The 26,684-nt window shown below is 58.9% G+C and carries 24 protein-coding genes; 11 read left to right on the forward strand and 13 right to left on the reverse strand.

The features are described 5' to 3' along the window. Positions 1–21 precede the first annotated feature (21 nt). The 7 genes from pyrD (at position 22) to rmf (ending at position 8,338) form a co-directional block, all read left to right on the forward strand. The gene (pyrD, locus tag AB5Y89_RS19430; protein ID WP_039040791.1) at positions 22–1,032 is read left to right on the forward strand and encodes a quinone-dependent dihydroorotate dehydrogenase; all 1,011 of its coding nucleotides are present in this window, start codon (positions 22–24) and stop codon (positions 1,030–1,032) included. A gap of 85 nt (positions 1,033–1,117) precedes the next feature. Further along, complete coding sequence (locus AB5Y89_RS19435) at positions 1,118–1,654, forward strand: cell division protein ZapC (protein ID WP_368224308.1); 537 nt, start codon at positions 1,118–1,120, stop codon at positions 1,652–1,654. 307 nt (positions 1,655–1,961) lie between these two features. After that, complete coding sequence (rlmKL, locus tag AB5Y89_RS19440) at positions 1,962–4,133, forward strand: bifunctional 23S rRNA (guanine(2069)-N(7))-methyltransferase RlmK/23S rRNA (guanine(2445)-N(2))-methyltransferase RlmL (RefSeq protein WP_368224309.1); 2,172 nt, start codon at positions 1,962–1,964, stop codon at positions 4,131–4,133. Beyond that, the gene (locus AB5Y89_RS19445) at positions 4,133–4,360 is read left to right on the forward strand and encodes a glutaredoxin family protein (protein ID WP_368224310.1); all 228 of its coding nucleotides are present in this window, start codon (positions 4,133–4,135) and stop codon (positions 4,358–4,360) included. The genes rlmKL and AB5Y89_RS19445 overlap by 1 nt, the downstream gene beginning before the upstream one ends. 72 nt (positions 4,361–4,432) lie before the next feature. Next, a complete protein-coding gene (locus tag AB5Y89_RS19450) occupies positions 4,433–6,343 on the forward strand; it encodes an ABC transporter ATP-binding protein (RefSeq protein WP_039040795.1) in 1,911 nt (636 codons plus the stop codon). A gap of 8 nt (positions 6,344–6,351) precedes the next feature. Continuing rightward, positions 6,352–8,001 (forward strand): DUF3466 family protein, encoded by a 1,650-nt coding sequence (locus AB5Y89_RS19455; protein WP_045524876.1) that lies wholly within the window; start codon positions 6,352–6,354, stop codon positions 7,999–8,001. Positions 8,002–8,161: 160 nt separating this feature from the next. Next, positions 8,162–8,338, forward strand: coding sequence for a ribosome modulation factor (gene rmf / locus AB5Y89_RS19460; RefSeq protein ID WP_010674759.1), 177 nt, complete (start codon positions 8,162–8,164; stop codon positions 8,336–8,338). A gap of 80 nt (positions 8,339–8,418) precedes the next feature. On the opposite strand, the gene fabA is transcribed toward rmf, so the two are convergent. The 4 genes from fabA to AB5Y89_RS19480 form a co-directional block, all read right to left on the reverse strand. Further along, positions 8,419–8,979, reverse strand: a complete 561-nt coding sequence (fabA, locus tag AB5Y89_RS19465; protein ID WP_368224311.1) for a 3-hydroxyacyl-[acyl-carrier-protein] dehydratase FabA — start codon at positions 8,977–8,979, stop codon at positions 8,419–8,421. Between the two features lie 78 nt (positions 8,980–9,057). After that, positions 9,058–11,037, reverse strand: a complete 1,980-nt coding sequence (locus tag AB5Y89_RS19470; RefSeq protein WP_045524875.1) for a Lon protease family protein — start codon at positions 11,035–11,037, stop codon at positions 9,058–9,060. A 206-nt stretch (positions 11,038–11,243) separates the two neighbouring features. Then, on the reverse strand, positions 11,244–12,539 hold the full coding sequence (locus tag AB5Y89_RS19475) for a site-specific integrase (protein ID WP_045524874.1): 1,296 nt from the start codon (positions 12,537–12,539) through the stop codon (positions 11,244–11,246). A gap of 280 nt (positions 12,540–12,819) precedes the next feature. Further along, on the reverse strand, positions 12,820–13,125 hold the full coding sequence (locus AB5Y89_RS19480) for a YebG family protein (protein WP_368224312.1): 306 nt from the start codon (positions 13,123–13,125) through the stop codon (positions 12,820–12,822). A gap of 220 nt (positions 13,126–13,345) precedes the next feature. On the opposite strand from AB5Y89_RS19480, the gene AB5Y89_RS19485 reads away from it, so the two are divergent. From AB5Y89_RS19485 to rsmF, 4 genes are all read left to right on the forward strand, one after another. Further along, positions 13,346–13,990 carry a paraquat-inducible protein A gene (locus tag AB5Y89_RS19485; RefSeq protein ID WP_010674754.1) on the forward strand — a complete coding sequence of 215 codons (645 nt, stop codon included), beginning with the start codon at positions 13,346–13,348 and terminating at the stop codon, positions 13,988–13,990. After that, positions 13,968–14,576 (forward strand): paraquat-inducible protein A, encoded by a 609-nt coding sequence (locus tag AB5Y89_RS19490; protein WP_010674753.1) that lies wholly within the window; start codon positions 13,968–13,970, stop codon positions 14,574–14,576. Before AB5Y89_RS19485 ends, AB5Y89_RS19490 begins: the two co-directional genes overlap by 23 nt. A 51-nt stretch (positions 14,577–14,627) precedes the next feature. After that, a complete protein-coding gene (locus AB5Y89_RS19495; protein ID WP_288212329.1) occupies positions 14,628–17,180 on the forward strand; it encodes an MlaD family protein in 2,553 nt (850 codons plus the stop codon). Positions 17,181–17,309: 129 nt separating this feature from the next. Beyond that, positions 17,310–18,740: a 16S rRNA (cytosine(1407)-C(5))-methyltransferase RsmF gene (gene rsmF, locus AB5Y89_RS19500; protein ID WP_368224341.1), complete on the forward strand. Its 1,431-nt coding sequence runs from the start codon at positions 17,310–17,312 to the stop codon at positions 18,738–18,740. A 233-nt stretch (positions 18,741–18,973) separates the two neighbouring features. Here the strand turns inward: rsmF and AB5Y89_RS19505 are convergent, their stop codons facing one another. The 9 genes from AB5Y89_RS19505 to acpP form a co-directional block, all read right to left on the reverse strand. Then, on the reverse strand, positions 18,974–19,258 hold the full coding sequence (locus AB5Y89_RS19505) for a RepB family protein (protein ID WP_041215903.1): 285 nt from the start codon (positions 19,256–19,258) through the stop codon (positions 18,974–18,976). Positions 19,259–19,421: 163 nt separating this feature from the next. Further along, on the reverse strand, positions 19,422–20,450 hold the full coding sequence (locus AB5Y89_RS19510; protein WP_368224313.1) for a site-specific integrase: 1,029 nt from the start codon (positions 20,448–20,450) through the stop codon (positions 19,422–19,424). 302 nt (positions 20,451–20,752) lie between these two features. Continuing rightward, a complete protein-coding gene (locus tag AB5Y89_RS19515) occupies positions 20,753–21,532 on the reverse strand; it encodes a TatD family hydrolase (protein ID WP_202042471.1) in 780 nt (259 codons plus the stop codon). Positions 21,533–21,544: 12 nt separating this feature from the next. Beyond that, complete coding sequence (holB, locus tag AB5Y89_RS19520) at positions 21,545–22,492, reverse strand: DNA polymerase III subunit delta' (RefSeq protein ID WP_042017644.1); 948 nt, start codon at positions 22,490–22,492, stop codon at positions 21,545–21,547. After that, positions 22,477–23,118 (reverse strand): dTMP kinase, encoded by a 642-nt coding sequence (gene tmk / locus AB5Y89_RS19525; RefSeq protein WP_045524868.1) that lies wholly within the window; start codon positions 23,116–23,118, stop codon positions 22,477–22,479. The genes holB and tmk overlap by 16 nt, the downstream gene beginning before the upstream one ends. Continuing rightward, positions 23,118–24,119, reverse strand: a complete 1,002-nt coding sequence (gene mltG / locus AB5Y89_RS19530) for an endolytic transglycosylase MltG (protein WP_029314535.1) — start codon at positions 24,117–24,119, stop codon at positions 23,118–23,120. The genes tmk and mltG overlap by 1 nt, the downstream gene beginning before the upstream one ends. Next, positions 24,109–24,915, reverse strand: coding sequence for an aminodeoxychorismate lyase (gene pabC / locus AB5Y89_RS19535; protein WP_045524866.1), 807 nt, complete (start codon positions 24,913–24,915; stop codon positions 24,109–24,111). The genes mltG and pabC overlap by 11 nt, the downstream gene beginning before the upstream one ends. Positions 24,916–24,981: 66 nt before the next feature. Further along, the gene (fabF, locus tag AB5Y89_RS19540) at positions 24,982–26,223 is read right to left on the reverse strand and encodes a beta-ketoacyl-ACP synthase II (RefSeq protein ID WP_039041168.1); all 1,242 of its coding nucleotides are present in this window, start codon (positions 26,221–26,223) and stop codon (positions 24,982–24,984) included. Between the two features lie 81 nt (positions 26,224–26,304). Next, the gene (gene acpP, locus AB5Y89_RS19545; RefSeq protein ID WP_005300909.1) at positions 26,305–26,541 is read right to left on the reverse strand and encodes an acyl carrier protein; all 237 of its coding nucleotides are present in this window, start codon (positions 26,539–26,541) and stop codon (positions 26,305–26,307) included. Positions 26,542–26,684 lie beyond the last annotated feature (143 nt).

Here is a 26,684-nt window from a genome sequence, read left to right on the forward strand (position 1 = left end):
GGCTTTTTTTAAGGAGCAAGCATGCTGTACCCACTCGCCAGGCATTTCCTGTTCAAACTCAATCCGGAGCAGGCTCACGATCTCTCCATCAAATATTTGCCCCGCCTTCTCGGTACCCCGCTTGATTGTTTCTTCCGCCACTCTCTGCCCAAACGCCCCGTCACCGTCATGGGGCTTAATTTTGCCAATCCGGTGGGGTTGGCCGCCGGTCTGGATAAAGACGGGGAGTGCATCGATGCCTTCGGCGCCATGGGGTTCGGTTTCATCGAGGTCGGTACCGTGACCCCCAGACCCCAGAGCGGCAATGACAAGCCTCGTCTCTTCCGGGTGATCCCGGCCGAAGGGATCATCAATCGCATGGGATTCAACAACAAGGGAGTCGATCACCTGGTGGCCAAGGTGAAAGAGGCCAAATATCAGGGGGTGATCGGCATCAATATCGGCAAGAACAAGGACACCCCCATCGAGCAGGGCAAGGATGATTACCTTCTCTGCATGGACAAGGTGTATGACCATGCCGGTTATATTGCGGTCAATATTTCCTCACCAAACACCCCGGGTCTGCGTCAATTGCAATATGGCGATGCACTGGATGAACTGCTGGCCGCATTGAAACAGCGTCAACAGGAGCTGGCCGAGAAATATAAAAAGTATGTGCCGCTGGCCGTGAAAATTGCCCCGGATCTGTCACTCGATGAAATAGATCAGGTAGCCGCCTCTTTGATCAAGAACCGTATTGATGGTGTCATCGCCACCAATACCACTCTGGAGCGGGAGATGATATATGACATGCCCCATGCCGCAGAGGCTGGCGGGCTTAGCGGTCGTCCGCTCCAGCACAAGAGCACCGAGGTGATCCGCCACCTGGCCAAGGCCCTCGACGGCGCCCTGCCCATTATCGGTGTGGGTGGTATCGACAGCGCCATGGCGGCTCGGGAAAAACTGGCGGCGGGTGCCAGTCTTGTCCAGATTTACAGCGGTTTTATTTATAAAGGGCCGAGTCTGGTCAAAGAGATCGTTACCCATATTTAAAAAATAACCGGTTGCCCTTATTTAACGTTGCTCAAATTCTCGACATGGAATAAAGTCGAGGGACGGCTTAGATAAGGGCACCACCATGTGTATTCAACCCAATGACAATTGGCAGTGGCATTATGACGCTCAGGATGATCGCCTGATGCTGGATTTGTCCGATCGCATGATATTTGCCACCGAATATAAAGGTCGGCAACTTGTTCCCTGTTCTTTCACCACCCAGCCTTTTTGTGTGGATGATGCCGCCCTCTATTACCAGTTGATGGACAAGGCCGCTGAACTCGACTGGAGTACGCCCCACCAGGTCCAGCTGGTCCTCAATGCCATCGCCGTCAGCCGTTTTTATAAACCCCTGATGCCGCAAAGCTGGTTCTTTCATGAACAGCAGGCTCATGTTATTCCAGAGATGGGATCCCTGGTGTGGATGGATACTCCCCACGGTCGGGGGGAATTCATGGTCATCGAAGCCGGCGATCAGGCGAGCGTTTGCCTGAACCTGACCGAGGAGCTGGTGCTGACCAACAGCAAGACGCTGCCGCGCTTTGCAGTGATCAAGGTGATGAATAACCGGATGCAAGCCAGAGTCCGGGCACTGACACAATATCGGGAAGTGGGCTGACGATGGGGCCGTTATATGGCGACGAATAAGTCCGTTATAGGCCTGCTATATTGGTCTGATATTTAAGCGCTCAGTCTCTCTCTTGTTCTATTATTTGTCTTTTTCCTTCGTCTGGTCGTCACGACCATTTTCTGCCTGGTCCGGGCAAGATTTTCGAATTCTTTACGAATGTGATGGTAGACAACTGCCAGCCAGGAGCGGGATCCTGTCCCCCGCAAGGGGGAGGGGAGCGTTTGCCGCGCCTCTTGCCGTTTATATGGCGCCTTTGTCCAAGGTTCGAGTGCCGAGCGCGGGCCGATAAGGTATAATGCGGCACTATTTTTATGGCATCCCCGTGAGCGTGATGAAAGAATTTTTTGCAACCTGCCCCAAAGGGCTGGAAAACCTGCTGGCCGTCGAGCTGACCAATCTGGGTGCGGAGCAGGTCCGTGAGACCGTGGCCGGCGTCCACTTCAAGGGCGAACTGGCCATCGGCTACAAGGCCTGTCTGTGGAGCCGCTTTGCCTCCCGAATCGTGCTGGTGCTCTCCGAGTTCCAGATGAACGATGATCTGGACCTCTACCTCGGGGCCCATACCATTCCCTGGGAAGAGCACTTCTCCGGTACCGCCACCATCGCGGTGGACTTTACCGGTACCAACGCCTCCATTCGCAATACCCAGTACGGCGCCCTGAAGATCAAGGACGCCATCGTCGATCGCTTCACCAAGCGCGGTCACGTGCGCCCGGATGTGGACAAGAAGTCCCCGGACATTCGCATCATGGCGCACCTTGGCAAAGGCAAGGCCAATATCACGCTGGACTTGTCAGGCCCGGCGCTGCACCAGCGCTTCTATCGCCAGGGCACCGGCGAGGCGCCCCTCAAAGAGAACCTGGCTGCGGCCATGATTGCCCGCAGCGGCTGGGCCGGCGAGCCCATGATGGACCCCATGTGCGGCTCCGGTACCCTGCTGATTGAAGCGGCCTTCATCGCTGCCGACATGGCGCCTGCGCTGCGCCGTGAGCGCTTCGGTTTCGATCGCTGGCTGCAACACGATGGTGAACTGTGGCAGAGTCTGATGATGGAAGCCCAGGTGCGTGCCAAGCGCGGCATGCAGCGCTGCGAGGTGAAACTGTTCGGTTGCGATGCGGATACCCGGGTCCTGATGAAGGCCCGTGACAACGCCAAGGCCGCCGGCGTGGCCCATCTCATTACCTTCAAGCAGGCCGATGTCACCAAGCTGGAAAATCCGCTGCCGATGCCGGCTGTGGAAGGGGAGATCCGTCAGGTCGGCATGCTTATCTCCAACCCGCCCTATGGCGAGCGTCTCGGTGAATTCCCGGCGTTGCTGGAAGTGCATCAGGCCCTTGGCGATGCCCTGCGCCGCGGCTTCCAGGGGTGGAAGGTCACCATTCTCTCCGCCTCTCCCGAACTCCTGAGCTGCCTGCGCTTGCGTGCCGACAAGCAGTATCGCCTGTTCAACGGCGCCCTCGAGTGCCAGCTGCGCAACTATCAGATCGCCCTCGATGCCGTTGCTTCCCAGAAAGAGGTGGCCCAGGACTTTGCCAACCGTCTGCGCAAGAATCTGAAGACCCTCGAGAAATGGGCGAGCAAGGAGAACCTCGATTGCTACCGCCTCTATGACGCGGACTTGCCGGAGTACAACGCTGCCATCGACCGCTATCAGGACTATCTGGTGGTGCAGGAGTACGCGGCGCCCAAGGACATTCCCGCCCAGAAGACCCGCCAGCGTCTGCTGGACATGGTGCAGGCCGCCATCAAGGTGACCGGCATGGACGGCGAGAAGGTGATCCTGAAGGTGCGCGAGCGCCAGGAAGGCAAACAGCAGTACCAGAAGCTCTCCGAAGAGCAGCACCGGATGGAGGTGCAGGAGTACGGTGCACGCCTCTGGGTCAACCTCTACGACTATCTGGACACCGGCCTCTTCCTCGACCACCGCCAGACCCGCCGCATGCTGGGCCAGATGGCTCGGGGCAAGCGCTTCCTGAACCTCTTCGCCTATACCGGCAGTGCCACCGTGCACGCGGGGCTCGGCGGCGCCCGCGAAACCACCACGGTGGACATGTCGCGCACCTACCTCAACTGGGCCCAGGACAACATGCGCCTCAACTCGCTGGTGGGCCGCGAGCACAAGTTCGTGCAGGCGGATTGTCTGAAGTGGTTGTCGGAAGCCGACGAGCAGTACGACCTCATCTTCATCGATCCGCCCACCTTCTCCAACTCCAAGCGGATGGACGAGAGCTTCGACGTGCAGCGGGATCACCTGCTGTTGATGCAGCACCTCAAGCGCCTGCTCGCGGCGGACGGCACCCTGGTGTTCTCCAACAACAAGCGCCACTTCAAGATGGACTTGGCCGGCCTTGACGCCATCGGTCTCAAGGCGCAGAACATCACGAACAAGACCCGGCCCAAGGACTTCGAGCGCAACCAGCATATCCACAACTGCTGGATCATCACCCACGCCGAGGCACAAGGCTGATGCTGACCCTGTTTCACACCGACGGCTGCCACCTGTGCGAACAGGCGTGGGCGCTGGTGGAACAGGCAGGGATGGCCGCGCAGACCCGCCGCTGCGACATCCTGGAAGAGGAGGCCTGGCTCGAGGCTTACCGGGTGCGCATCCCGGTGCTGCAAGACACTGCCGGCCGGGAGCTGGGCTGGCCTTTCACCCTGGGAGAGCTGCAAGGCTGGCTGGCACAGGGGTGAGCAGGATTTGACGACAAAACGGGGGCAGACTCACGCTGCCGCCCGTTTTTTCATAAGCAACAAGGAACAAACATGGCTCTTTTGACATTGCACGGCGCGTCCCTGTCGTTCAGTGATTTTCCGCTGCTCGACCATGCCGAGCTCACCATCGAGCGGGGCGAGCGCCTCTGTCTGGTGGGTCGCAACGGGGCGGGCAAGTCTACCCTGATGAAGGTGATTGCCAGCGAACTGCCGCTGGACGACGGCCGTCTGGTGTTGCAACAAGATTTGAAAGTGACCCGCCTCGAGCAGGATCCGCCCGCCTCGAGCGAGATCACCGTGTTCGATTACGCCGCAGAAGGGTTGGCCGGGGTAGGGGAGCTGCTCAAGCAGTACCACCATGTCTCCCACGCCCTGGCGCACGACCCTTCCGATGCCAACATTCGCACCATGAGCCAGTTGCAGGAGCAGCTCGACTATCAGAACGGCTGGCAGTACGAGACCCGCATCAATCAGGTGCTGACCCTGCTTGATCTCGACCCTGATGTGACGCTCGACAGTCTGTCTGGCGGCTGGCTGCGCAAGGTGGCTCTGGCCCGCGCCCTGGCGTGTGACCCGGATCTGTTGCTGCTGGACGAGCCGACCAACCACCTGGACATCGATGCCATCAACTGGCTGGAAGAGTTCCTCAAGGACTTTCGCGGCGCCATCGTCTTCATCTCCCACGACCGGGAGTTCATCCACAAGCTGGCGACCCGGATCATCGATCTCGATCGCGGCGTGATCACCTCCTGGCCCGGCAACTACGACGAATATCTGCAAGGCAAGGAGGAGTGGCTGCGGGTCGAGGAGCTGAAAAACGCCGAGTTCGACCGCAAGCTGGCCCAGGAAGAGGTATGGGTGCGCCAGGGGATCAAGGCGCGTCGTACCCGCAACGAGGGACGGGTGCGGGCCCTCAAGGCGATGCGCATGGAGCGCACCCAGCGCCGGGAACTGCAGGGCAAGGCCAAGCTGCAACTGGACGAGGCGGGCCGCTCCGGCAAGCTGGTGTTCGAGACCGAGGGGCTGGGGCTGGACTTTGGTGATCGCACCCTGTTCCAGGGACTGGATCTGCAGGTGCTGCGCGGGGACAAGATTGCTCTGGTGGGCCCCAACGGCTGCGGCAAGTCGACCCTGATCAAGCTGCTGATGGGCCAGCTCGAGGCGAGCCGTGGCTCGGTGCGCCAAGGGACCAACCTGGAAGTGGCCTACTTCGATCAATACCGTGAGCAGCTCGACCCCGAGAAGACGGTGGTGGACAACGTGGGGGAGGGCAAGCAGGAGGTGATGGTTCGCGGCCGCTCCCGCCACATCCTTGGCTACCTGCAGGACTTCCTGTTCGAGCCCAAGCGGGCGCGCACCCCGGTCAAGGCCTTGTCAGGGGGCGAGAAAAACCGTCTACTGTTGGCCAAACTCTTCCTCAAGCCCAGTAACTTGTTGATTCTGGATGAACCAACCAACGACCTGGATGTCGAAACGCTGGAATTGCTGGAAGAGCTGCTCACCGATTACCCGGGGACCCTGCTGCTGGTCAGCCACGATCGCCGTTTCATTGACAATACCGTGACCGGCTGCTGGCTGTTTGAAGGGGATGGACGGATCAGCGATTATGTCGGGGGCTACGCCGACATGATGGCCACACGAGCCCTGCAGGCCGCCCAACAGACGGCCAAGGCGACCCCGGTCAAGGTGGCAGAGCCTGTCGCGTCGGCAGCGGAGCCTGCGAAAAAAACACGAAAACTCTCTTACAAGTTGCAACTGGAGCTGGATAATCTGCCAGCCCGGCTGGAACAGTTGGAAATGGAACTCGATGCCCTGCAGGCCGAGATTAACCACCCCGGTTTCTTCTCTCTGCCAGCAGAGCAGACCCAGCCCAAACTGGATGCATTGAATGCGGCAGAGGCCGCATTGGAACACGCCTTCTCCCGTTGGGAGGAGTTGGAAGCGTTGAAACATCAAGACTAAGGAAGTAGATGAAAAAGCAATTATCCATGCTGGCCATCCTGGTCGGCGCCAGCCTCAACGCGCAGGCGGCACAAAGCTCCTTTTTCACCATCGTCGATGACGAAGTCAAAGGCTATGCCAGCGGGATCAGCGGCGATGCCAACGGCCTCATCGGGCTCAACACCAAGAACAACATGGCGGAATACTTCTCCACCGTGCGGTTTGCCGACTTCCTGGTCGATCGTTTCCGTTTCGAGCAGGGTTGCATGCTCTCCAACTCGGTCTGCAACTCCTTCTGGAGCGACAACTCGGGCTTTGCCTACCAGTGGCGTCGTGACTTCCTGGACAAGGTGGATCAACGCAGCAACCTGGGCTACGTGACCAGCTCCGAGGTCGATGGCCTGGTGACGGCCCTCGGGGATGTCCCGGAGGATCGGGTCGGTTACAAGATGAATGGCAAGCTGCGCACCGCCTTTGCCGTGGTCAATGACGGCAACCCGGTCGAGCTCAAGGATGCGGCCAGCACCCATGGCCTGAGCGTACCCACCTCCATCAAGAAGCTGGACAACGGTCAGTATCTGGTGACCGGTACCGCGGCCAGCGACAAGTATCGCCACAAGGTGGGCGGTGACTTCTACAAGTGGTGTTTCGAGACGGGCAATGACAGCCAGTACGGTGACTTCCGCTACTGCCCCGGGGTCGATACCCAGGCGAGCTTCTGGCTGCTCAACAGCTCGGGCGGGTTCAACAAGCTGATGCAGGCCGGTACCTATGGCCATCAGCGTGACGAGGTGCTGCAAACCGCCTCTGCACTGGGCGTGGCCAAGTACAACGGCACCCTCTACGGCGTGGGCTACAGCTCTACCGGCGAGGTGGGCACCGGTGATCTGGATGGTCGCAACCTCGCCAGCTACTGGACCCTGGATACGGCTGCCGGCACCGTGGGCACCACCAAGATCATCCCGCTGCCGGATGGCGAGCCTGGCAAGGACGATGCCAAGCTGCAACACAGCTGGGCCGTGGCCGTCAACGACAACGGCTACGTGATCGGCAACCAGCGCTATCGCATCAACAAGGGACAGAACCGCCCGGTGGAGATGTTCCTGTTCAACCTGAGCAAGCCGGGTACGGCGGCCAGCCTTCCTCTCCAGGACAAGCCGGTCTCGGGGGCAGGCTCGGAAGCGGCCGCCATCAACGATCACAACATGGTGGTTGGCTGGCGCGACTCCCGTCACCAGACCCAACCGGTGGTCAATGGCACCAACCGCATGCAGGAAGCCTTCCTGCTGAACGCGGCCGCCCCGGCCAACAGCTGGTATCTGAACGATCTCATCTGTGGCAAGGATGACGCCGGCAACAAGCAGTGTGCCCAGAACGGCAAGTACTATCACATCGCTTACGCGAGCGGCATCAGCAGCGACGGCACCATTGCCGCGACGGCGTATCGCTATGACAGCGAGAGCGACCTCAACAAACGCGCCAACGCCACCGTGGTCGCCGTCAAACTGACGCCGGCCGTGGCGGATTATCAGGGCAATGCCCCGGCCAGCTATGTGGTCAGCAATGCGCCGGTCAACAACCAGACCGGTCAGGATGGTGGCGAGGGCGGTGGCGGCAGCCTGTTCTGGTTGACTCTGCTGGCGCTGCCCTTTGCCTGGCTGCGTCGCTATCAGCGATAAATAAGTGTCATCAAAAATTAATGCAGTTCAGTATCTTGTGTCACAACCCCTGAATAGCATGGAATTTTTTGTTTGACCCTGCCTCCCCCCTGGGGTAAAGATGAAGGCGACCGGTGAAAAACTGGTCGCTTTTTTTGTTCCACGAAGAGGGTCGTAGATGATGAAGAGACAGAAACGGGACCGTCTGGAGAGAGCTCGCGCTCGTGGTTATCAGGCTGGCGTAGTCGGCAAACAGAAAGAAGCGTGTCCGTACCAGTGCCTGGATGCCAGGGGCCATTGGCTTGGTGGTTGGCGCGATGCCATGGAAGGGCGAGGCTCAGGCCTCTTCATGAAGTAACCGATACTTCATCACTCATTACAAAAGGAAAGGGGCCATCGTGGCCCCTTTACGTTGTCTCTGCTCACCCAGGAGCAGGATCAGAATGCGGTGGTGTCTTTGAACAGGCCCACTTTCAGATCGGTGGCGTTGTAGATGGGGCGACCATCCACTTCCACGATGCCATCGGCAATGCCCATGACCAGTTTGCGGTTGATGACGCGCTTGAAGGTGATCTTGTAGGTGACCTTCTTGGCCGTCGGCAGGATCTGGCCGGTGAACTTGACTTCACCGACACCCAGCGCACGTCCTTTGCCAGGACCCCCTTTCCAGCCCAGGAAGAAGCCGACCAGTTGCCACATGGCATCTAGGCCCAGGCAGCCGGGCATGACGGGATCGCCGGGGAAGTGGCAGTCGAAGAACCAGAGATCCGGCGTGATATCGAGTTCAGCCAGGATTTCACCCTTGCCGTGCTCGCCGCCATGGTCGTTGATCTTGACGATGCGATCCATCATCAGCATGTTGGGGGCGGGCAGCTGGCTGTTACCTTCACCAAATAATTCGCCACGGCTGCAGGCAAGCAGCTCTTCACGGGTAAAGGACTCTTTGCCTTGTTCGCACAGGGAGAGGCGGGGATCAGTGGTGTCGTTATCTAGGGTCACGCTGTTTATCCTTCATATGGGTCAAAGCCGGGCCAATTTAGCTTACAGATGTTCGCTAAACAACTCCGATCACTTCATTTAACGGCCAAGCAGCCGATCCAGCAGGCTGCGCAGCAGGCCGCCACTCTTGGTTGCCGTGCCATTGAGTTCGTCCAGTCTCTCCTGGATGCGACCAAACAGGGTATCCGGCATGTCCGGTTCGCCAGCGACGCAGCCGGTGAGCAGCTCGATAGCCTCTTCCACGTGATCCACCGGGTGGATGTGGAACTGGCCGGCCTCTACTGCCGCGATCACTTCATCAGAGAGGTTGAGCTGCTGGGCGTTGGTGCCGGGCAGCAGAATGCCTTGCTTGCCGGTGAGGCCGTGGATCTTGCACACCCGGAAGAAGCCCTCAATCTTCTCGTTCACGCCGCCAACGGCCTGCACATTGCCGAACTGGTCGACCGCACCGGTCACAGCGAAGTGCTGGTAGATGGGCTGGCGGGCGAGGGCAGAGAGCAGGGCACACAGGCCGGTCAGGGAAGCACTGTCACCATCGATCTCGTGGTATGACTGCTCGAACACCAGGTTGGCCGAGAGCGGCGAGGGGTTCTCTGCGCCGAACTTGTTGGAGAGGTAACCGTGGATGATCATCATGGCTTTGGCGTGAATGTGCCCGGCGAGCTCCGCCTTGCGCTCGATGTCAGCCACATCGCCATCCCCGAGGTGGACGGTCGCGGTGAGGCGTACCGGCTCCCCGAAGTCATAGGGATGGCCGGCCACCTGGATGACGGAAAGGCCGTTGATCTGGCCAACCTCTTCACCGTCGGTCTGCAGCAGGATCTGGCCGTCGATAACACCCTGATCCGATTGCTCCACCAGATAGTTGAGGCGGTAATCCTGCTCTTCCAGGGCGAGCAGGATATGTTCGTCAGTGACGCAGGTCGCTTCCAGCTCGCGGGCCAGGCTGTCGGCCATGCGCATGATGGCGCCGAGCTGTACCTCGGAGAGGGATAGCCACTCCTGGTGGTCACACAGGCGGCTGGCATGGCGACAGAGGGCGAGGAGGGCACTTGGCGTGAAATCCAGCAGCGCCCAGCGCGCTCGCAGCCAGGCGAGATATTGCAGGAAGGCGGGGAGATCTTCCTCGATGTTCACTTCGGAGACCAGATCGGCACGCAGGAAGATGCGCTCCGCCATGTCCCTGTCCAGCATCTGGAATTCCGCCACGTCCAGCCTGTCACCGACCAGGATCAACTTGAACCGGATGGGGGTCGCTTCCGGGGTGAAGAACGGCGTCAGCGTCTTGCCTTCCTGATAGGCATTCCAGTCCAGCTCGCCTTTTTGCATGGCGTTCTTGAGCTTGAACCAGAGATGAGGCTGATCCAGCAGCTCATCGAGCTGAAGTATCAGGTAACCACCGTTGGCTTCCCGCAGCAGACCAGGTTCCAAAAGGTGCTGGTTGGCGTAAACGGAGCCTTGTTCCGTCTGATAGTTGATGGAGCCGAACAAGGTATCCCAGTTCAGGTCACGGCCGTAGACGACAGGGGCTTGCTGATCCTCATGATGGATCAGCAGGTTGATGAGCACCGGGTGCTGGAACTCGAGGCCCTGGGCGACATGGGCGGCCAGATCGGAGAGGAAATCCACGATCTTGGGGTCGTTGTTCTGTTTGCGGATGATCCGGGTGACCAGCCGCTCTGCGTCGAGATGGTGGCTCATCAGCTTGAGCAGCTCACCGACCATTTCGCAGAACTCGAAACCCGAGCCCGGTTGCAGGCGCAGCCAGATGGGCTTGAAAGGGTTGTTGAGATTCTCGGTATAACAGAGATCGAACAGGTCGCCATCCTTGCCATTCGAAGAGGCGATCAGGGTCTGGCAGACATTCTCGTAATCTGCACCGGGGAAACCGTTGAGGATCATGACCGGGCAGTCACCATCAAAACTGGCCAGCCGTTTGATACCCGAAATCGCTCTGGGTTGCAGGGCGGCAAACGGAATGGGGTCGAGTTCGCCAAGTGTGGGGAACTGCTCAATCGAGAAAGCGGGTTTTAATTGTTCTGATGTTAATTCAGCCACTTAAGACATCCGGTCGGGGATAGGATCAATTGCCACCATTATACACAGTTCGGTTGAGGGTGACAGAATACCAAGATACTTGATTTAACATAATATACATTATGCGCAGTGTCGGATTTGTGAGTCCCAGGGCATGGTCAATCAAGGATTGTCTTTAGGTCCCGCGTCTTGGTTATGAGTGCAGTTTTATTGTTCACCACTGGTTATCAATCATATGTTCGGTTCTGGTCGAGCAAGTGGTCCAGCGGCTTGCGGCTGGCACTCTCGTGACGTTCCCGGTTGCCGGTGTGCAGGTACTTGGAGGTGGTGTCGATGCTGTCATGTCCCGCATCGGCTTGTACGTGGGATAAAGGCCGGCCGTGCAGATTGATGTCATGGGTGATACCGGTATGGCGAATGGAGTGCGGCGTCAGGGTTCGCATTTCAGCGGCATCCTGATCAAAACCGTCTTGTTCGGCGAGGCTTGCGGCCTGTTCAAATACCGCCATTACCAGGTCTCGTAGCTGGCGGATACCCAGATTGGCATTGAGTTCGCCTTGTTCGCGGCCATGGGCCGCCGCCTTGTGGCGTACGAACAGCGGGGTCTGCTCCCCGGGGGCCGGCAGTGGCGAAAGTCCAAGAAAGGTACGATAGCGAGCCAGGGCTTCGAGCAGAGCCTGAGAAACGGCCACGGTGCGACGTTTACCGCCTTTGCTGCGGGGAATGTCATAACCCCAGACGCCCGTTTTGGCGTCACGTCGAAACTGGCCCATGACGGGGCTGAAACCCGGCCTGGCCGCCACCTCGGAAATCCGCAGATAACAGGCGTACATCAGACAGATGAGAAAGCGGCTGCGCTCATGTTGTGCCGGGCATTCGGCAGCGAGCTGTTCGGCGGCTTGCATCACATAGGACCATTGCAGTTCGGTGAAGGATTGCGCATCTTCACCGGCCTCCTGGGGGCCCGCACGTTTAACCCGCTGCAGCAGGAGAGCCGGATTGCGATCCATGTACTCCTCCTGGATGAGAAACTGGAAGAAGGCGGACAAAATGGCGAGTTTTGTCTTCATCGCCTGCTCACTCAGTCGATACGGCAGCTCCCGGCCCAGTTCCCGCTTGCCAAGAAACGGACGCCACAGGGGGTTTGGCAACCGTTCCCCCCACTCCTTGTCGAGCACGAACTGGGCGACGTTGCGGTAGGCAATCAGTCCGGACGGTGGTGCCTGGCAATAGTCGAGATAGCGCATCATGATGCGCCTGGTGAGATCCCTGGGGCTGATGGCCACCTCGCAAAAACACCAGTGCAAAAAGGTGGTCAGCTCACTGCGATAGGTCTTGTAGTTGTTTTCGCTGTGGCGCTGCTCCAGCAGCCAGTCGACGGCCAGCTCATACACGATCCCCGCGTCGGGGACCTTGCCAAGACTCAGGGTGGCGAGGTACTGGTTGACCTGGGGATTGCCCGCCTCAAGGTGGTCCACGCTATCGAACAGCGGCATGGCGGGTGGAAGTGCTGGATGAGTCATGATGGTGTGTGATGTCGGTTGAATGTTTTGAACGGGGCCGCAACCCCCTGATGCCGATAAATGGGGTTATCGGCATCAGGGCTTGCAGTGCGCCTTGGGGGCAACGACCTGAGGCATCTTGCTGTGATACCCCATGATGACGAGCAATCGGCATATTCAATGAATATGCAGTGTGGTTGGAAAAACATCGGGGAAAAGAGTCGTGAAAATGACTTAAGTTGCACTTTTCATGAATGAGAGAGCGGCTTCTGCCTCACATCCCCTTCCCCGCCCTTTCGTCTCAAGCCACGCTCTTCAGGGGCTTCCCCTTTGGCAGTTCAGTATCCAGCTTGTCTTCTTTGGGTGGATTCCCCTGCCCTTTTCCACCGCGCAATACCTGCTGCAACTGATCCCGCTCCTCGGCCAGATAAAAGGCCAGACTCTCCTGCTGCTCCGGTGCAAGCGCGACCGGCGCACCCGCCAGCAGTGTCATCAGCTCATCGGCGGTGTCCAGCAGTTTGTCATAGGCATCCGCCTCTTTCTTGCTGGCAAAGGTCATCTTCTCCACTCCCCCACGTACCACAACATACTTGATCTCAACGGCCATCGCGGCGCCCTCCTGATGATAGTGATTGCAAGTATATGTACGTATATACAGTATTGCAAATACCCTCAGCATGTCGGCATGCATCGCCAGCCCCTGCTTGGCTGGCGGCGGCCAGTTCACAGCGGAAAACACGTCTTTTCAAAGGGGGGTGTGCAGCGCGGCAAGACAGGGCAGGCGTTTTAAGGTAAATTTCATCAATTCCTTCAACAGGTTGAATCGTATGTCGGATCCGCACTCGGTGATTGTCTGTCCGGCCTGTGACTTGCTGATCGAACGCAAGTTGCTGCCACTGCGCCGTCACGCCCATTGCCCCCGCTGTCATCAGCATCTGTATGGGCGCTATGCCTTTCGCCCTTCCCAGTTGATGGCGCTGACCATCACCGGATTCCTGTTGCTGCCTTCCGCGTTTTTTGAGCCTTTGATCTATCTTCGTCTGGCGGGCGTGAACTCGGACGCCAACCTGATCAAGGGAATTATGATGCTGTATGCCGAGAGCGAGCTCTGGGTGGCAACACTGGTGCTCTGGTGCGCCGTGCTGGCGCCGACGGGGCTGCTGCTCGGGATCTTTGCCCTCGCCTCCGGCCTGGCCAAGCGCTGGCATCTGCTGGCGTGGACCCTCAAAGCGGTCGAGGTATTTCGCCACTGGGCCATGCTGGAGGTGTACATCGTCAGCCTGCTGGTCGCCCTGTTCAAGCTTATCGACATCGCCGACGTGCGCCTGGGAGGTGGTCTGCTAAGCCTGGGTTGTCTGATGCTGCTCAACATGACGCTGCTGATCCTCTTTGATCCTGCCCCTTACTGGGAGCGGATTCCGCTGCAACATGCCTCCCGGGAGCCGGACCATGTCCCCGATCAGCGCCCGTGAACTGGGGCTTTGCCGCTGCCATACCTGCGGGTTGCTGGTGCGCCATCAACACGGCATGAGCTGCCCTCGTTGTCACACCCCCTTGCAGATGCGCATCCCCCATTCCCTCGCCTGGTCATGGGGCCTGTTGGCGCTGGCCACCTTCATGTTGTTGCCTGCGAACCTGCTGCCCATCACCCACTTCTACAACAAAGGATTATTGCAGTCCGATACCATTTTCAGCGGTATCATGGCGCTCTATCGCAGCAAGATGTCCGGCATCGCCACCATAGTACTGACCGCGAGCATCATCGTGCCCATCGGCAAGATCCTGGGCCTTGGCTGGATCTGCTGGCAGTTGCAGCGCAGCAAGCCGGTGCGCCGCAAACGCCAGCTCGTCATGTACCGCATCATCGATTTCATCGGACGCTGGTCCATGCTGGACCTGTTCGTCATCTCGCTGATGGTGGCCCTGGTGGATCGCGGCGTGCTGCTCAACGTGCGTGCCGGCCCCGGGGCGACGGCGTTCGCCGGCGTGGTGGTGCTCACCATGATGTCGGCCAGGATGCTCGATACCCGCCTGTTGTGGGACAAGGCGGCCCGTTAATGTTTTTTGTGTCGAACGCGCTGTGCATCACAGCCAATGTAAGGAGTCGGTATGGTCGGGGCTGAGCCCGTCATTGAGAAGCACCGCTGGTTATCACCGGTCTGGTTGCTGCCCTTCATCGCCCTCTTGCTGGCGGGAGGCTTTCTCTACCAGCAGTGGACGAGCAGTGGTCAACTCATTCGCATCAACTTTGCCCAGGGCAACGGTATCTTGCCGGGCAAGACCCAGTTGCGCTATCAGGGGGTCGCCATCGGCGTGGTCCAGGAGCTGGAACTGGCACAGGATGGTCGCAAGATTGCGGTGCTGGCCAAGGTGGACAGCCGTGCCCGCTCCCTCATACGCAAGGGCTCCGACTTCTGGCTAGTGAGTCCCAAGGCGTCACTGACCGAGATCTCCGGCCTGGACACCCTGGTGTCAGGCAACTACATCAACCTGCAACCCGGACGGGAGAACAACCCGCTGGAGGATGAGTTCGATGCCCTGGATGGCCCTCCCCCCGGTTATCAGGCCCAGGGGCGAACCCTGCACCTGACAGCCGATTCTCTGGGGTCGGTGGGCATCGGCGCCAAGATCTATTTCCGCGGGCTGGAGGTGGGCAGTGTCATCAACACCCGTCTTGGGGAAGAGAACCAGAACGTGATCCTGGATCTGGTGATCGAGCCGCGCTTCGAGCACCTCGTCAAGGCGGATACCCGCTTCTGGAACATCAGCGGCATCAAGGGCTCCTTCAGCCTGGCTGGCGTCAGCGTGGAGGCGGGCAGCCTCACCTCCATCCTGAGCGGCGGCATTGCGTTTGACTCCCCCAAGGATTCTCCCGTGGCGCAAAAGGGGGTCAACTTCATCCTCTACAAGGGGCTGGCCGAGGCCGCCCGGGGTGAGCGCATCACCATCCAGGCGGGGACTCTGCCCATCAAGGAAGGGATGCCCATCCTCTATGAGGGCATCGAGATTGGACGAGTCGACCCCATTCGCCTCACCGAGCAGGGGCGGAGCGTGACGGCCCTCATCAACCCCGAACAGGCGTTCCGGGTGACCGGCAAGAGTCGTCTGGTGTGGGAGACCGTCTCTCTCTCCCCTGCCGGGATCAAGCATGCGGATCGCCTGCTGGCCGGGCCCGCCATTCGTCTGGACTATGAACCCGGTAAACGGGTCAACACCATGACCCTGGAGAGCCAGGCACAGCGCGGCGGCATCAAGCTGACCCTGCAGGCAGAGGATCTCGCCGGTTTGAGCGAAGGGGCTCCGCTCTGGTTCAAGGGGTTGCAGATAGGTCAGCTCGGGGCACTGACCCTGGATGCCGGCGGCAATGCCAGTGTCGAGTTGCTGGTGAACGAGCGTTATCGCCATCTGCTGCAACGGGCTCGCTTCTATCGCGCCGCCCCCTTGCAGGTGGAGGCGGATCTCAGCGGTATCAAGGTGGAGACCAGCCCGGCCAGTGCCTGGTTGGCGGGGGGCATCAAGCTGGTACAGGCTGCGAAGGGTGACAGGATTGACCGCCTCTACCCCAGCCAGGAGCTAGCCCTGCTTGGGAGCCGCCATGCCAAAGCGGTCAGCTGGACGCTGCGTGCCGCTCAGGCTGATGGTATCGGTGTGGGCTCCCCCGTCCTCTACCTGGGACTGGAAGCGGGCAAGGTCAAGGCGCTGGATGCCGATGATCGCGGTGTGGCCATCACCCTGGAGATCAATGCCATCTATGCTCCTTTGCTCAAGCAGCAACCCCAGTTCTGGAAGAAGGCCGCCATCGACGGCAAGATCCGGCTCGATGGCGTGCAGGTCAAGATGGGGAACCTCGCCACCCTGCTGCGTGGTGCCATCGAATTCGACAAGCTGGGGACAGGTCGCAGCAGTCATCAGCTCTTTGACAGCAAGGAGCAGGCAAGCTCCCAGGTGCGTACCCTCACGCTCACGGCGGATCACAACCCGGGTCTCGGGGTTGGCAGCCCCATCCGCTATCGCGGAGTGGACATCGGCAAAGTAGAGCAGGTGGAACTGGACCCGACCCTGGGCCAGGTAAGCTTCAAGGCCGAGCTGAATGAGCAATATGCCGCGCGTTTCCTGCAATCCGGGGCACGCTATGCCCTGGTGCAGGCCAAGGTCGGGCTGGGGGGGGTTGCCCACCTCGATACCCTGATCAAGGGGGCCTTTGTGGAGGCGACACCGGGCCGGGGGGCTGGCAAGGAGACCTTCCCCTTGAGCCAGAGTGGCCCCGCCGGTCTTGCCCTGACCCTCAAGAGCCCCTCCGTCGATGGCATCAGCGTGGGCAGCCCCCTGCTGTTTCGCAAGATGGTCGTGGGCAGCGTCACCGGCGTGACCCTGGCCCGGGATGGCAGTGAGGTACTGATCGATGTGAATGTGGATGGACAGTACGCCCATCTGATACGCGCCAATAGCCGCTTCTGGAATGTCTCCGGGGTCAAGGCCGATATCGGGCTGACCGGTGGCACCATCGAGGTCGAAACGGTGCAAAGCCTGCTGGCGGGCGGGATTGCCTTCAATACGCCGGAGCGGGAGATGGGCGCGACCGTCAAGGCGGGCCATCGTTATCCGCTTCATGCCAAGGCGGAAAAAGAGTGGCTGGAGTGGAGTCCCCGCATCTTGCCCTGAGTTATTCCCCTGCTCGTCAAAAACCGGCCTTGTGCCGGTTTTTTTATGGCCTCATGGACTCCCCCATCAAGAAGGGCCACGCACTGTGGTAAGATGTCGCCCCTCATTTTGGGTCAGCGAGATTGCGCCGTGCACGACAACACCTACCTCCCCGATCACTTCCTGCGTCACATTGCGGAGTTCATGCCATCCCATCTCTCCATGGAGGCATTCGTGGCGAGTTGCCGGCAGCCGCTGCGGCGCAGCATCCGGGTCAACACCCTCAAGATCCCGGTATCCGAGTTTGTCGCCCGCATGGCGCCGCTTGGCTGGCAGCTGGATCCCGTGCCCTGGTGTGAAACCGGCTTCTGGCTCACCCGCAGCGATGAGAGCGTTCCCCTTGGCAACACGGCCGAACATCTGTGCGGCCTCTTCTATATCCAGGAAGCGAGCTCCATGTTGCCGGTGACGGCGCTCTTTGCCAGTGAGCAAACCAGACGGAATGGCATGTTGCTGGACGCGGCCGCCGCCCCTGGTTCCAAGACTACCCAGATCGCGGCGCTGATGGAAAACCGCGGCATGCTGATCGCCAACGAGTTTTCCAGCAGCAGGTTGAAAGTACTGAGCGCCAATATCCAGCGCTGCGGTGTGACCAACGTCGGCATGACCCATTTCGATGCCAAGGTCTTTGGCCAATGGCTGCCGGAAACCTTCGACGCCATCCTGCTCGACGCCCCCTGCTCCGGGGAGGGGACGGTGCGAAAAGATGAAGACGCGCTGCGCAACTGGAGTCTCGAGAGCATCGAGGAGATCGCCACTGTGCAGCGTGGCCTGCTGGAGAGCGCTTTTCACGCCCTTAAACCTGGCGGCGTACTGGTCTACTCCACCTGCACCCTGAGCCTGCAAGAGAACCAGGACGTCTGCCAGTCACTGCAAGAGAAGTTCGGCGATGCCTTCAGCTTTGACTCGTTGGCCGATCTCTTTTCGGGAGCGGAGAAAGCCTGTACGCCGGAGGGATACCTGCACGTTTGGCCCCAGATCTTCGACAGTGAAGGATTTTTCGTCGCCCGGTTGCGCAAGCATCACTCCGTGCCCAACACCATGTTCAAACCGGGCAAGCTCGGCAAGTTCCCCTTCTCGCCGCTGCCAGAGAAAGAGGCTGGCCCCATGCTGCGGGAGATTGAAGGGAATTTTGGCATCGTGCCCCATGGCCAACTGTTTGGCCGCAATGACGAGATCTGGCTCTTCCCTCACGCCTTCGAGCAGGTACAGGGGAAGCTGCGCTTCGATCGCATCGGCATCAAGCTGGCTGAGACCTTCAAGAAGGGATATCGATTGACCCATGAATGGGCTCTGGCTTACGGCCATGAGGCGAGCAAGGGATGCGTCGAGCTGGATGCCTCCAATGCCCGTGAATTCATGATGGGACGAGATGTCTGGCCAGAGCAGGATGCCGGGACTGGGGAAGTGATCGTTCGTTACCAGGGGCACCCGCTCGGCATGGGGAAATGGGTGGGGAGCCGCATCAAGAATGCCCTGCCCCGGGAGCTGGTACGGGACAACAACCTGTTCAATGCGTGAGAGTGGGTCGCTCGAGCAAAAATAGCGCCTGTTCGAGTCTGAAAAACCCCCACTCTGGTTGAACTTTTACCCGGTTCTTGAAATGCCTAGAGCCTTGTCTAAGCTTAAGGCTATCCGCATACCAGTTAGCGCACGGCTCTGCAAGGAGCCAATTCCCCTATGCCAGGTACAAGGAATTCGTACCTGGCTTTTTTTGTCTTCCTTTTTCAACCATGCCGACACGACGCCATCGTCTATTCGAGCATGTCTGCCGACTCGGGGACATCGCTCTGCTGCGCGTTGGTCGTTTGTTGCAGTTCGTGCTGATAGAGCAGATCGATTGCCTGCTCGATGATGGAGGCCTGACTGTCTTCCAGTTGTTGCCCCAGCATGGCCAACCGCTCTGCATGACGATTGCTTATCCAGCATTGCAACCGGCTGTGGGTTTCCTGCTTGCGCTTCACGTGCTGGCGCTGCCGTTCGGCATTCTCTTGCGCAGCGCTTTTTTTCAATTCCTGGCTATCGTGACCTTCCGACATGTCTATATCGTGAATGTTATCTCTCATTTTTCGTTGGCATCTTCTACGAAAGTAAATCGGATTACGACTCCCCCACCGTCATGATGTCTGTGGAGGACGACATGAATATATCACCAGATCAACAGGATATCATTTAACATAAAAAAGGCAGGGGCGCGGTTTTCTATAACAACCCATCCAGGGCGTGATCGGAGAACTTGTGGGCATCGTCGAAATATTCCTGCAAGGTGCGCATGTCCTTGTGTCGGGTCACCTCGATGATCTTGTTCATCGGCTTGCCCGCCGTCACCGCCGAGGTGATGAACCCCCGCCGCAAACTGTGGCCACTGACGTGGAGATCGTCGATGGCCTGGCCGGTTCGCCGCTTGATCATCAAGTTGACACCTTGCGGCCCCAGGGGATCTGTCATCAGCTGTCCCCAGCGATTCATTCGACGAAACAGGGGGCCCTCAGCAATCCGGCTTTTTTTCAGCCATTGTTGCAATGCAGAGACCGGGCAATACCGGGTTCCTGGAATGAGTGCTATCTCCGATTCATGGAGCTGATGTTTGCTTGGTTTGAGACGAAGGCGTATCCCCTGCCCCACAAACTGCACGTCATTCACCTCGATCCTTGCCGCTTCCGACCGGCGCAAGGCGCCACTGAACATCAGGAGCAACAGGGTGTAATCCCGAAGTCCCGCCAGGTTGCTGGTATCTATCTCGTCCAGCACGCAGGCCAATGGTTTCAGGGTCAGCGCCCCCGTTTTGCGTTTGCGGTTATCACCGAGCCGTACTATGCCCCGCATCATCTCCTTTATCTCCGCATGCTCGGTCGGCATGGGGTGGATCCCCTTCTGCTTGAAGGCATAGCGAATGCCGGCAAGCCGTCTTACCAGGGTGGCCGGTTTGCGAGGTTCCCCGTTGCGAAGCTCCCCCTTCCCTTCTTCTTTGTCCAGCCAGACCCAGTTGGCCAGGATGCCGTCGGCCTGATCCGCCAAAAAATTCATGATGTCGTGGTGTGTCGTCTGCAAGGGATCCAGCCCGTGGAGCTGGCACCAGGAGACAAAGATACGGGTATCTGCCTGATAGGCATTGAGGGTGGAGTCGGCTTTGGCGCTGCGCAGGAAGCGTCTTGCCCGGCTGTTCAGCTGAGGATTGAAGACGCTCTGCAAGGATTGCTGAACTGGGTTTTGAAGGCTTGGGTAGTTCACTTAACTCTATGATTTAAAGCGGAGTTTCGGTGGATCTTACAGGATCATTCAGATCTATCAAGTATCGATAATGAATATTATCGATACTTAGGAAGAGTGCTTTTAACCCATTTCAGCTCCCTCATTTATTTCTCAAGTACCCTGTCATCCCTGCTCCGTTTTATCAGGATTGTGGATTTAATCTCATCAGTATCCACCGCAAAAAAAGGTGAGAGATAACAACTTGGCATGATTGTTTTTGGATGGGTAATGATAGTGCTGATTGTCATAGTAAAACGCCCCGCTATGCGGGGCGTTGTCTGTTATCGCTTTGCCAACTTGAACAATTCGAAGAAATTGTGGCTGGTGGCCTCCGCCAATTCGGCGAGCGATATCTGGCGAAGATCAGCGATAAATTGGGCAACGTCGCGAACAAAGGCAGGCTCGTTCTCCCTCCCCCGGTGGGGAACCGGTGCCAAATAGGGAGAGTCGGTTTCAACCAGCAGTCGTTCCAGTGGCAACGCCTTGACCACGGCCTGCAGGGCTGAGGCGTTCTTGAAAGTGGCTATTCCCGAGATGGAAATATAGAACCCCATGGCCATCGCGGCCTCGGCCATTTCGAGGGACTCGGTGAAGCAGTGCAGCACTCCGCCCACCTGTTCGGCCCCCTCCTCTCGCATGATCCGCAGCGTGTCTTCCTGGGCATCCCGGGTGTGGATGATGAGCGGTTTGTTCAGTGCCCGGGCTACCCGGATATGTTCGCGGAAAGAGGCTTGCTGTACATCCTTGTTTTCCGGTGAATAGAAGTAGTCGAGCCCGGTTTCGCCGATGGCCACCACTCTCTCATCGGCCGCCTGAGTCAGCAGCAAGGGAGCATCCACCCCGGGATCCTGATTGAGCGGGTGAACACCGCAGGAGGCAAACACCTGGGGATAGGGAGCGATGGCCTCCATCATGGTCGGGAACTGGGCCTGGGTCACACTCACGCAGAGAAAATATCCCACGCTCTGCTGCGCCGCCTTGGCCAGTACATCGGCCATGTCCGTCTGCTTGGAGCCATAACTCAAGCGATCGAGATGGCAATGGGAATCAACGAGTAACATAGACAACCTTGTTTATAACCAGCGATTGAGCCAGTTCATCAAATGGATGGTGGGATTGGAAAGCTGCCCTGGCTGACAAGCCTCTTTCAGCACAACCAGCTGCTGTTCAGCTTCCAGGAGCCGTTCGCTGGAGTGTCTCTCAGCCAGTTGCTGGCTGAGTGATGCAAGATCCGGCATCGCCAGTTGATGATGGCCGCAGCCAGCCTGAAGCTTGAGGGCATCGCACAGGAAGAGCTGCAACCAGTGCAGCCGGACCTGATTATCCTCGGCCAACTGGGCGCAGACATTCGCCGCACGGGTGGGGGCCGATGCCAGCGAGACAAATCCGTCGAGCAATGCCCGTCTGGCATCATCTTGCTGTGCTTCGATATAGCTCAGCACCCGCAGCGGCGCACCCTGGCAGATCCGCACCTGGGCCTGGGTGGCCTGATGGCCCTGCTCGGCGAGCCAGGCAAGGGTCTCCCCCTCAGAGGGGAGCTGGCAGACATGCTTGTGACAACGGCTCAAGATGGTGGGGAGCAGGCGAGATACCCGGGATGCGATGAGCAGCAACAGACTGTCGCCAGCCGGCTCTTCCAGCGTCTTCAGCAAAGCATTGGCGGCAGACTCCGTCATGCGCTCCGCCTCCTGAATGATCACCACCTTGCCGCGACCGAGCTGCGACGTGCTCTGGAGACGGCTGCAAATCTCCCGGATGGCTTCGACACCTATGGTCTTGCCCTCGGGCCCCAGGGTGCCAAGATCCGGGTGATGCCCCTTCTCAAACAGTTGGCAGGAGTGGCACTGACCGCAGGGCTCACCTCGTTGTGGATGCTGACACAGGTGCAGTCGCGCCAGTCGCTCTGCAAGCTGCTCCTTGCCAAGACCAGGATCTCCTAGCAGCAACCAGGCGTGGCCGAGCCGTCCGGCCCGGGCCGTCTCGCTCAGGGCATGCCAATCCGGGATCAGCCAGGGATACATAGCCCCTCGCTTGCCAGATAATGCTCAAGGGCTGCCTCGATGGCGGCTTTGACTTGCTCCGGGGGCAACCCGGCATCGATGACCTGGATGGAATCATCGGCGGCCGCCAACTCGAGGTAACGCTGGCGGGTACGTTCAAAGAAACCGATCTGCTCCAGCTCAATCCTGTCCAGCTCGCCGCGATGGCGGGCCCGCTGCAGGCCGATGGCAGGATCGATGTCGAGATAGAGCGTCAGATCCGGCTTGAAATCCCCGAGGACCGCCCGTTTGATGGCGCCGATGAGGTTCGCATCGATGCCGCGGCCACCCCCCTGATAGGCCTGGGAGGAGAGATCATGGCGATCGCCCACTACCCAGATGCCGTCTGCCAGGGCCGGCTTGATCCGGGTCTCCACCAGTTGTACCCGGGAGGCGTACATCAACAGCAGCTCGGCCTCGACGGTCAGGCGCTCGTCGTGTACTTCCTTGACGATGGCCCGCATGCGTTCCGCCAGCGGCGTGCCGCCCGGCTCCCGGGTGCACTCGATCCGCGCCACTCCGTGGGCTTGCAGATAGTCGGTGACATAGCGCACCGCAGAGCTCTTCCCTGCCCCTTCCAATCCTTCAATCACGATAAATTTAGACATTAGGGTTTCTTCAATATGTATTCACGCACCGCCCGATTGTGTTCATCGAGGGTCTTGGAGAAGTAGTGGGCACCGCCCCCCTTGGCAACGAAGTAGAGATAGTCGGTCGATTTGGGGTTGAGCGCTGCTTCGATGGAGGCCTTGCCCGGCATGGCGATGGGCGTCGGAGGCAGACCGTCGATCACATAGGTGTTGTAGGGGTTCACGTCGGTCAAATCGCTGCGGCGAATGTTGCCATCGTACCTCTCCTTCACCCCGTAGATGACGGTAGGGTCGGTCTGCAACTTCATGCCAAGGCGTAGACGATTGACGAACACAGAGGCAATCTGGGCCCGTTCATCCGGTTGGCCCGTCTCTTTTTCGATGATGGAGGCCATGATGAGCGCCTCATAGGGTGTCTTGTAGGGCAGATTGGCCTGACGCTTCTCCCAGGAAGCCTCCAGGAACGTTTTCATGTCCTGATAGGCGCGGCGCAGGATGGAAAGATCGCTGGCATGAGTGGTATAGGCGTAGGTTTCCGGCAGGAACCACCCCTCCAGCTTGCCATTTTCGATGCCGAGTTCCTGAGCCAGCTCGGTTTCGCTCTGCTCCAGAGTCAGGCGCTCCAGATAGGGGGCGCTGGAAAGTTGCTTCAGCCAATCCTCAAAACGGGATCCTTCGACAAAGGTCAGGCTGAAGTGAAACTCCTTGCCGGAAGCAAAGAGAGAGAGAGTCTCCTTGAGCGGCGCCCCTTCCTTGATTTCATAAGTGCCGGACTTGATGGCCACCAGTTCGGGATGACCGCGCAACCAGAGGCGCACCGCCCAGGGGCTGGTTTCCCCCTCCCCCAGTTCGGCAATCAGGCGCGCCGCATGGGCGCCTTTTTCGACGGTAAAGAGACGGGTTGGCCCCTTGTTGGTGAGCGTCTCCACCTGTTGCCACTTGTGATACACGTACCCTCCGGCAACGGCGACAGAGAGTGCCGCCCCCGCGAGCAGGGTGTAAAGCCGATTAAACTTCAATGACCAAGCGCTCCTGTAAACGGCGGATCAATACCGGGCTGGGATAGTGCATATCCCCGATGCGGGTGACCGGGACTATGCCCATCAGGGTATTGGTCAGCCAGACTTCTTCCGCCTGCCAGAGTGACTCCAATGGAGCCTCGACGACACGCAGTTCAATGCCCATCTGTTTAAGCATCGTCATCACGCGCTTGCGCATGATGCCATCGATCCCGGCGCGGGTGAGATCCGGTGTGAACACCGTCCTGCCGCGACGCCAAAACAGATTGGCGCTGACCCCTTCTACCAGAAATCCCCGGCTGTTCAAGACTATACCTTCGACCCCGCCGCGCGCAGCAAGTTCGCGCTTCAACATCACTTGTTCGAGGCGCCCCAGCGTCTTGAGACCGGCGAGCATGGGACTGTCCCCAAGCTGCTGCTGGCATACCAGGGCATTGATGCCGGTTTGCTGCCAATCATGATAATGCTCAGGATAAGGTGCCAAAGAGACGATGCGAGTGGGCGTGTCACAGCCTGCGCCGTCATATCCCCGCCCACCGGCGCCCCGGGTCAGCATTATCTTGACGACAGCCTGTGTCTGCCCAGAAGCCAGCTGCGCCGCCTCGTCGGCAAGCAGGTCCCAGGAGTGCTCGCCAAAACCAAGCCGGGCGTTGGCATGTTGCAGCCGGGCCAGATGGTCCTGCCACCAGAGTACCTTCCCTTCCCTCACCAGCATGGTGGTGAAATGACCATCACCGTATGCCAGTCCACGATCCCTGGCTGACAGTGTTTCTGTGGGTATTCCATTAATCAGCAAGGGGATCCCTCCGATAAAAAAGGCCCGATACTGCCGTATCGGGCCTTATCATTCGCCCAGAGCGAATTATACGCGTTTGAAGATCAGGGAGCCATTGGTGCCGCCAAAACCGAAGGAATTGGAGAGGGCATATTCGAAGCTGCCGGCCTTGGCAACATGCGGCACCAGATCCAGGTCGCACTCATCATCCGGGTTGTCCAGGTTGATGGTGGGAGGCACCATCTGGTCACGCAGAGAGAGCACGGTGATGATCGCCTCGATGGCGCCAGCCGCACCCAACAGGTGGCCTGTCATGGACTTGGTGGAGCTGACCATCAGGGCGCTGGCATGTTCACCAAACACCTTCTTCATGCCGCGCAGCTCTGCCACATCCCCAAGGGGGGTGGAGGTACCGTGGGCATTGATGTAACCGATCTGCTCGGGTGCGATGCCAGCATCCTTGATGGCGTTCTTCATGGCGCGTGCGCCACCATCGCCGTCCGAGGGAGGGGCCGTCATGTGATAGGCATCCCCACTCATGCCAAAGCCGACCAGCTCGGCATAGATCTTGGCGCCGCGGGCCTTGGCATGTTCGTACTCTTCCAGCACCAGTACGCCGGCACCATCGCCCAGTACGAAACCGTCGCGATCCTTGTCCCAGGGGCGGCTCGCCTTCTGCGGTTCGTCATTGCGGGTGGAGAGCGCCTTGGCAGCGGCAAAGCCGCCCATGCCCATGGGGGTGGAGGCTTTCTCGGCACCACCGGCAACCATCACGTCCGCATCGCCATAGGCGATCATCCGGCCAGCCATGCCGATGGCATGGGTACCCGTGGTACAGGCGGTAGTCACGGCGATGTTCGGGCCCTGCATGCCTTTCATGATGGAAAGATGACCGGACACCATATTGATGATGGTGGACGGAACGAAGAAAGGGCTCAGCTTGCGGGGGCCGCCATTGATGAGGCTGCTGTGGTTCTGCTCAATCAGACCCAGACCGCCGATACCGGAGCCGATGGCAACGCCTACCCGCTCCGCGTTCTCTTCGTTGATGATCAGGCCGGAATCTTCCAGGGCCTGAACACCCGCCGCCACGCCATACTGGATGAAGAGATCCATCTTGCGGGCTTCTTTGCGGTTGATGCCGAACTCTTCGGGGTCGAAATCCTTGACCAAGCCTGCGAAACGGGTTGCGAACTCGCTTGCATCAAAGTGGTCGATGAGGGAAATGCCGCTCTGCCCGTTGAGCAGGGCTTGCCAGCTGGATTCGGCAGTGTTGCCTACCGGGGAAAGCATCCCCAAGCCGGTCACCACGACTCTGCGTTTTGACACTGAGGTAGTCTCCGAGAGGTGTTTTGAAAGGAGTAAACATAAAAGAAGCGGCCCTTGGGCCGCTTCTTTCAGAACAGGAACTTATTCCTGATTAGCGGTGATGTAGTCGATAGCCGCTTGAACAGTGGTGATCTTCTCGGCTTCTTCATCAGGAATTTCGGTATCGAATTCTTCTTCCAGCGCCATTACCAGTTCAACGGTATCCAAAGAGTCAGCGCCCAGGTCGTCGACGAAGGAGGCAGCGTTCTTCACGTCTTCTTCTTTAACACCCAGTTGTTCGATGATGATTTTCTTTACGCGTTCTTCGATGTTGCTCATGACCTGAATTTTCCTTTAAAAATACGCTATTGCGTCTGGTTGGGGTAGTGTATTCAATTGACGTGAGTTTGCAAGTGACTTGCCGCTGGTCAAACCACGAAATTCGCCAAACTTCGGCGTATTATCGCAAATTTGAACAGAAC

It is taken from the genome of Aeromonas sp. s4, assembly GCF_040907855.1.
GTDB classification, from domain to species: Bacteria; Pseudomonadota; Gammaproteobacteria; order Enterobacterales; family Aeromonadaceae; genus Aeromonas; species Aeromonas caviae.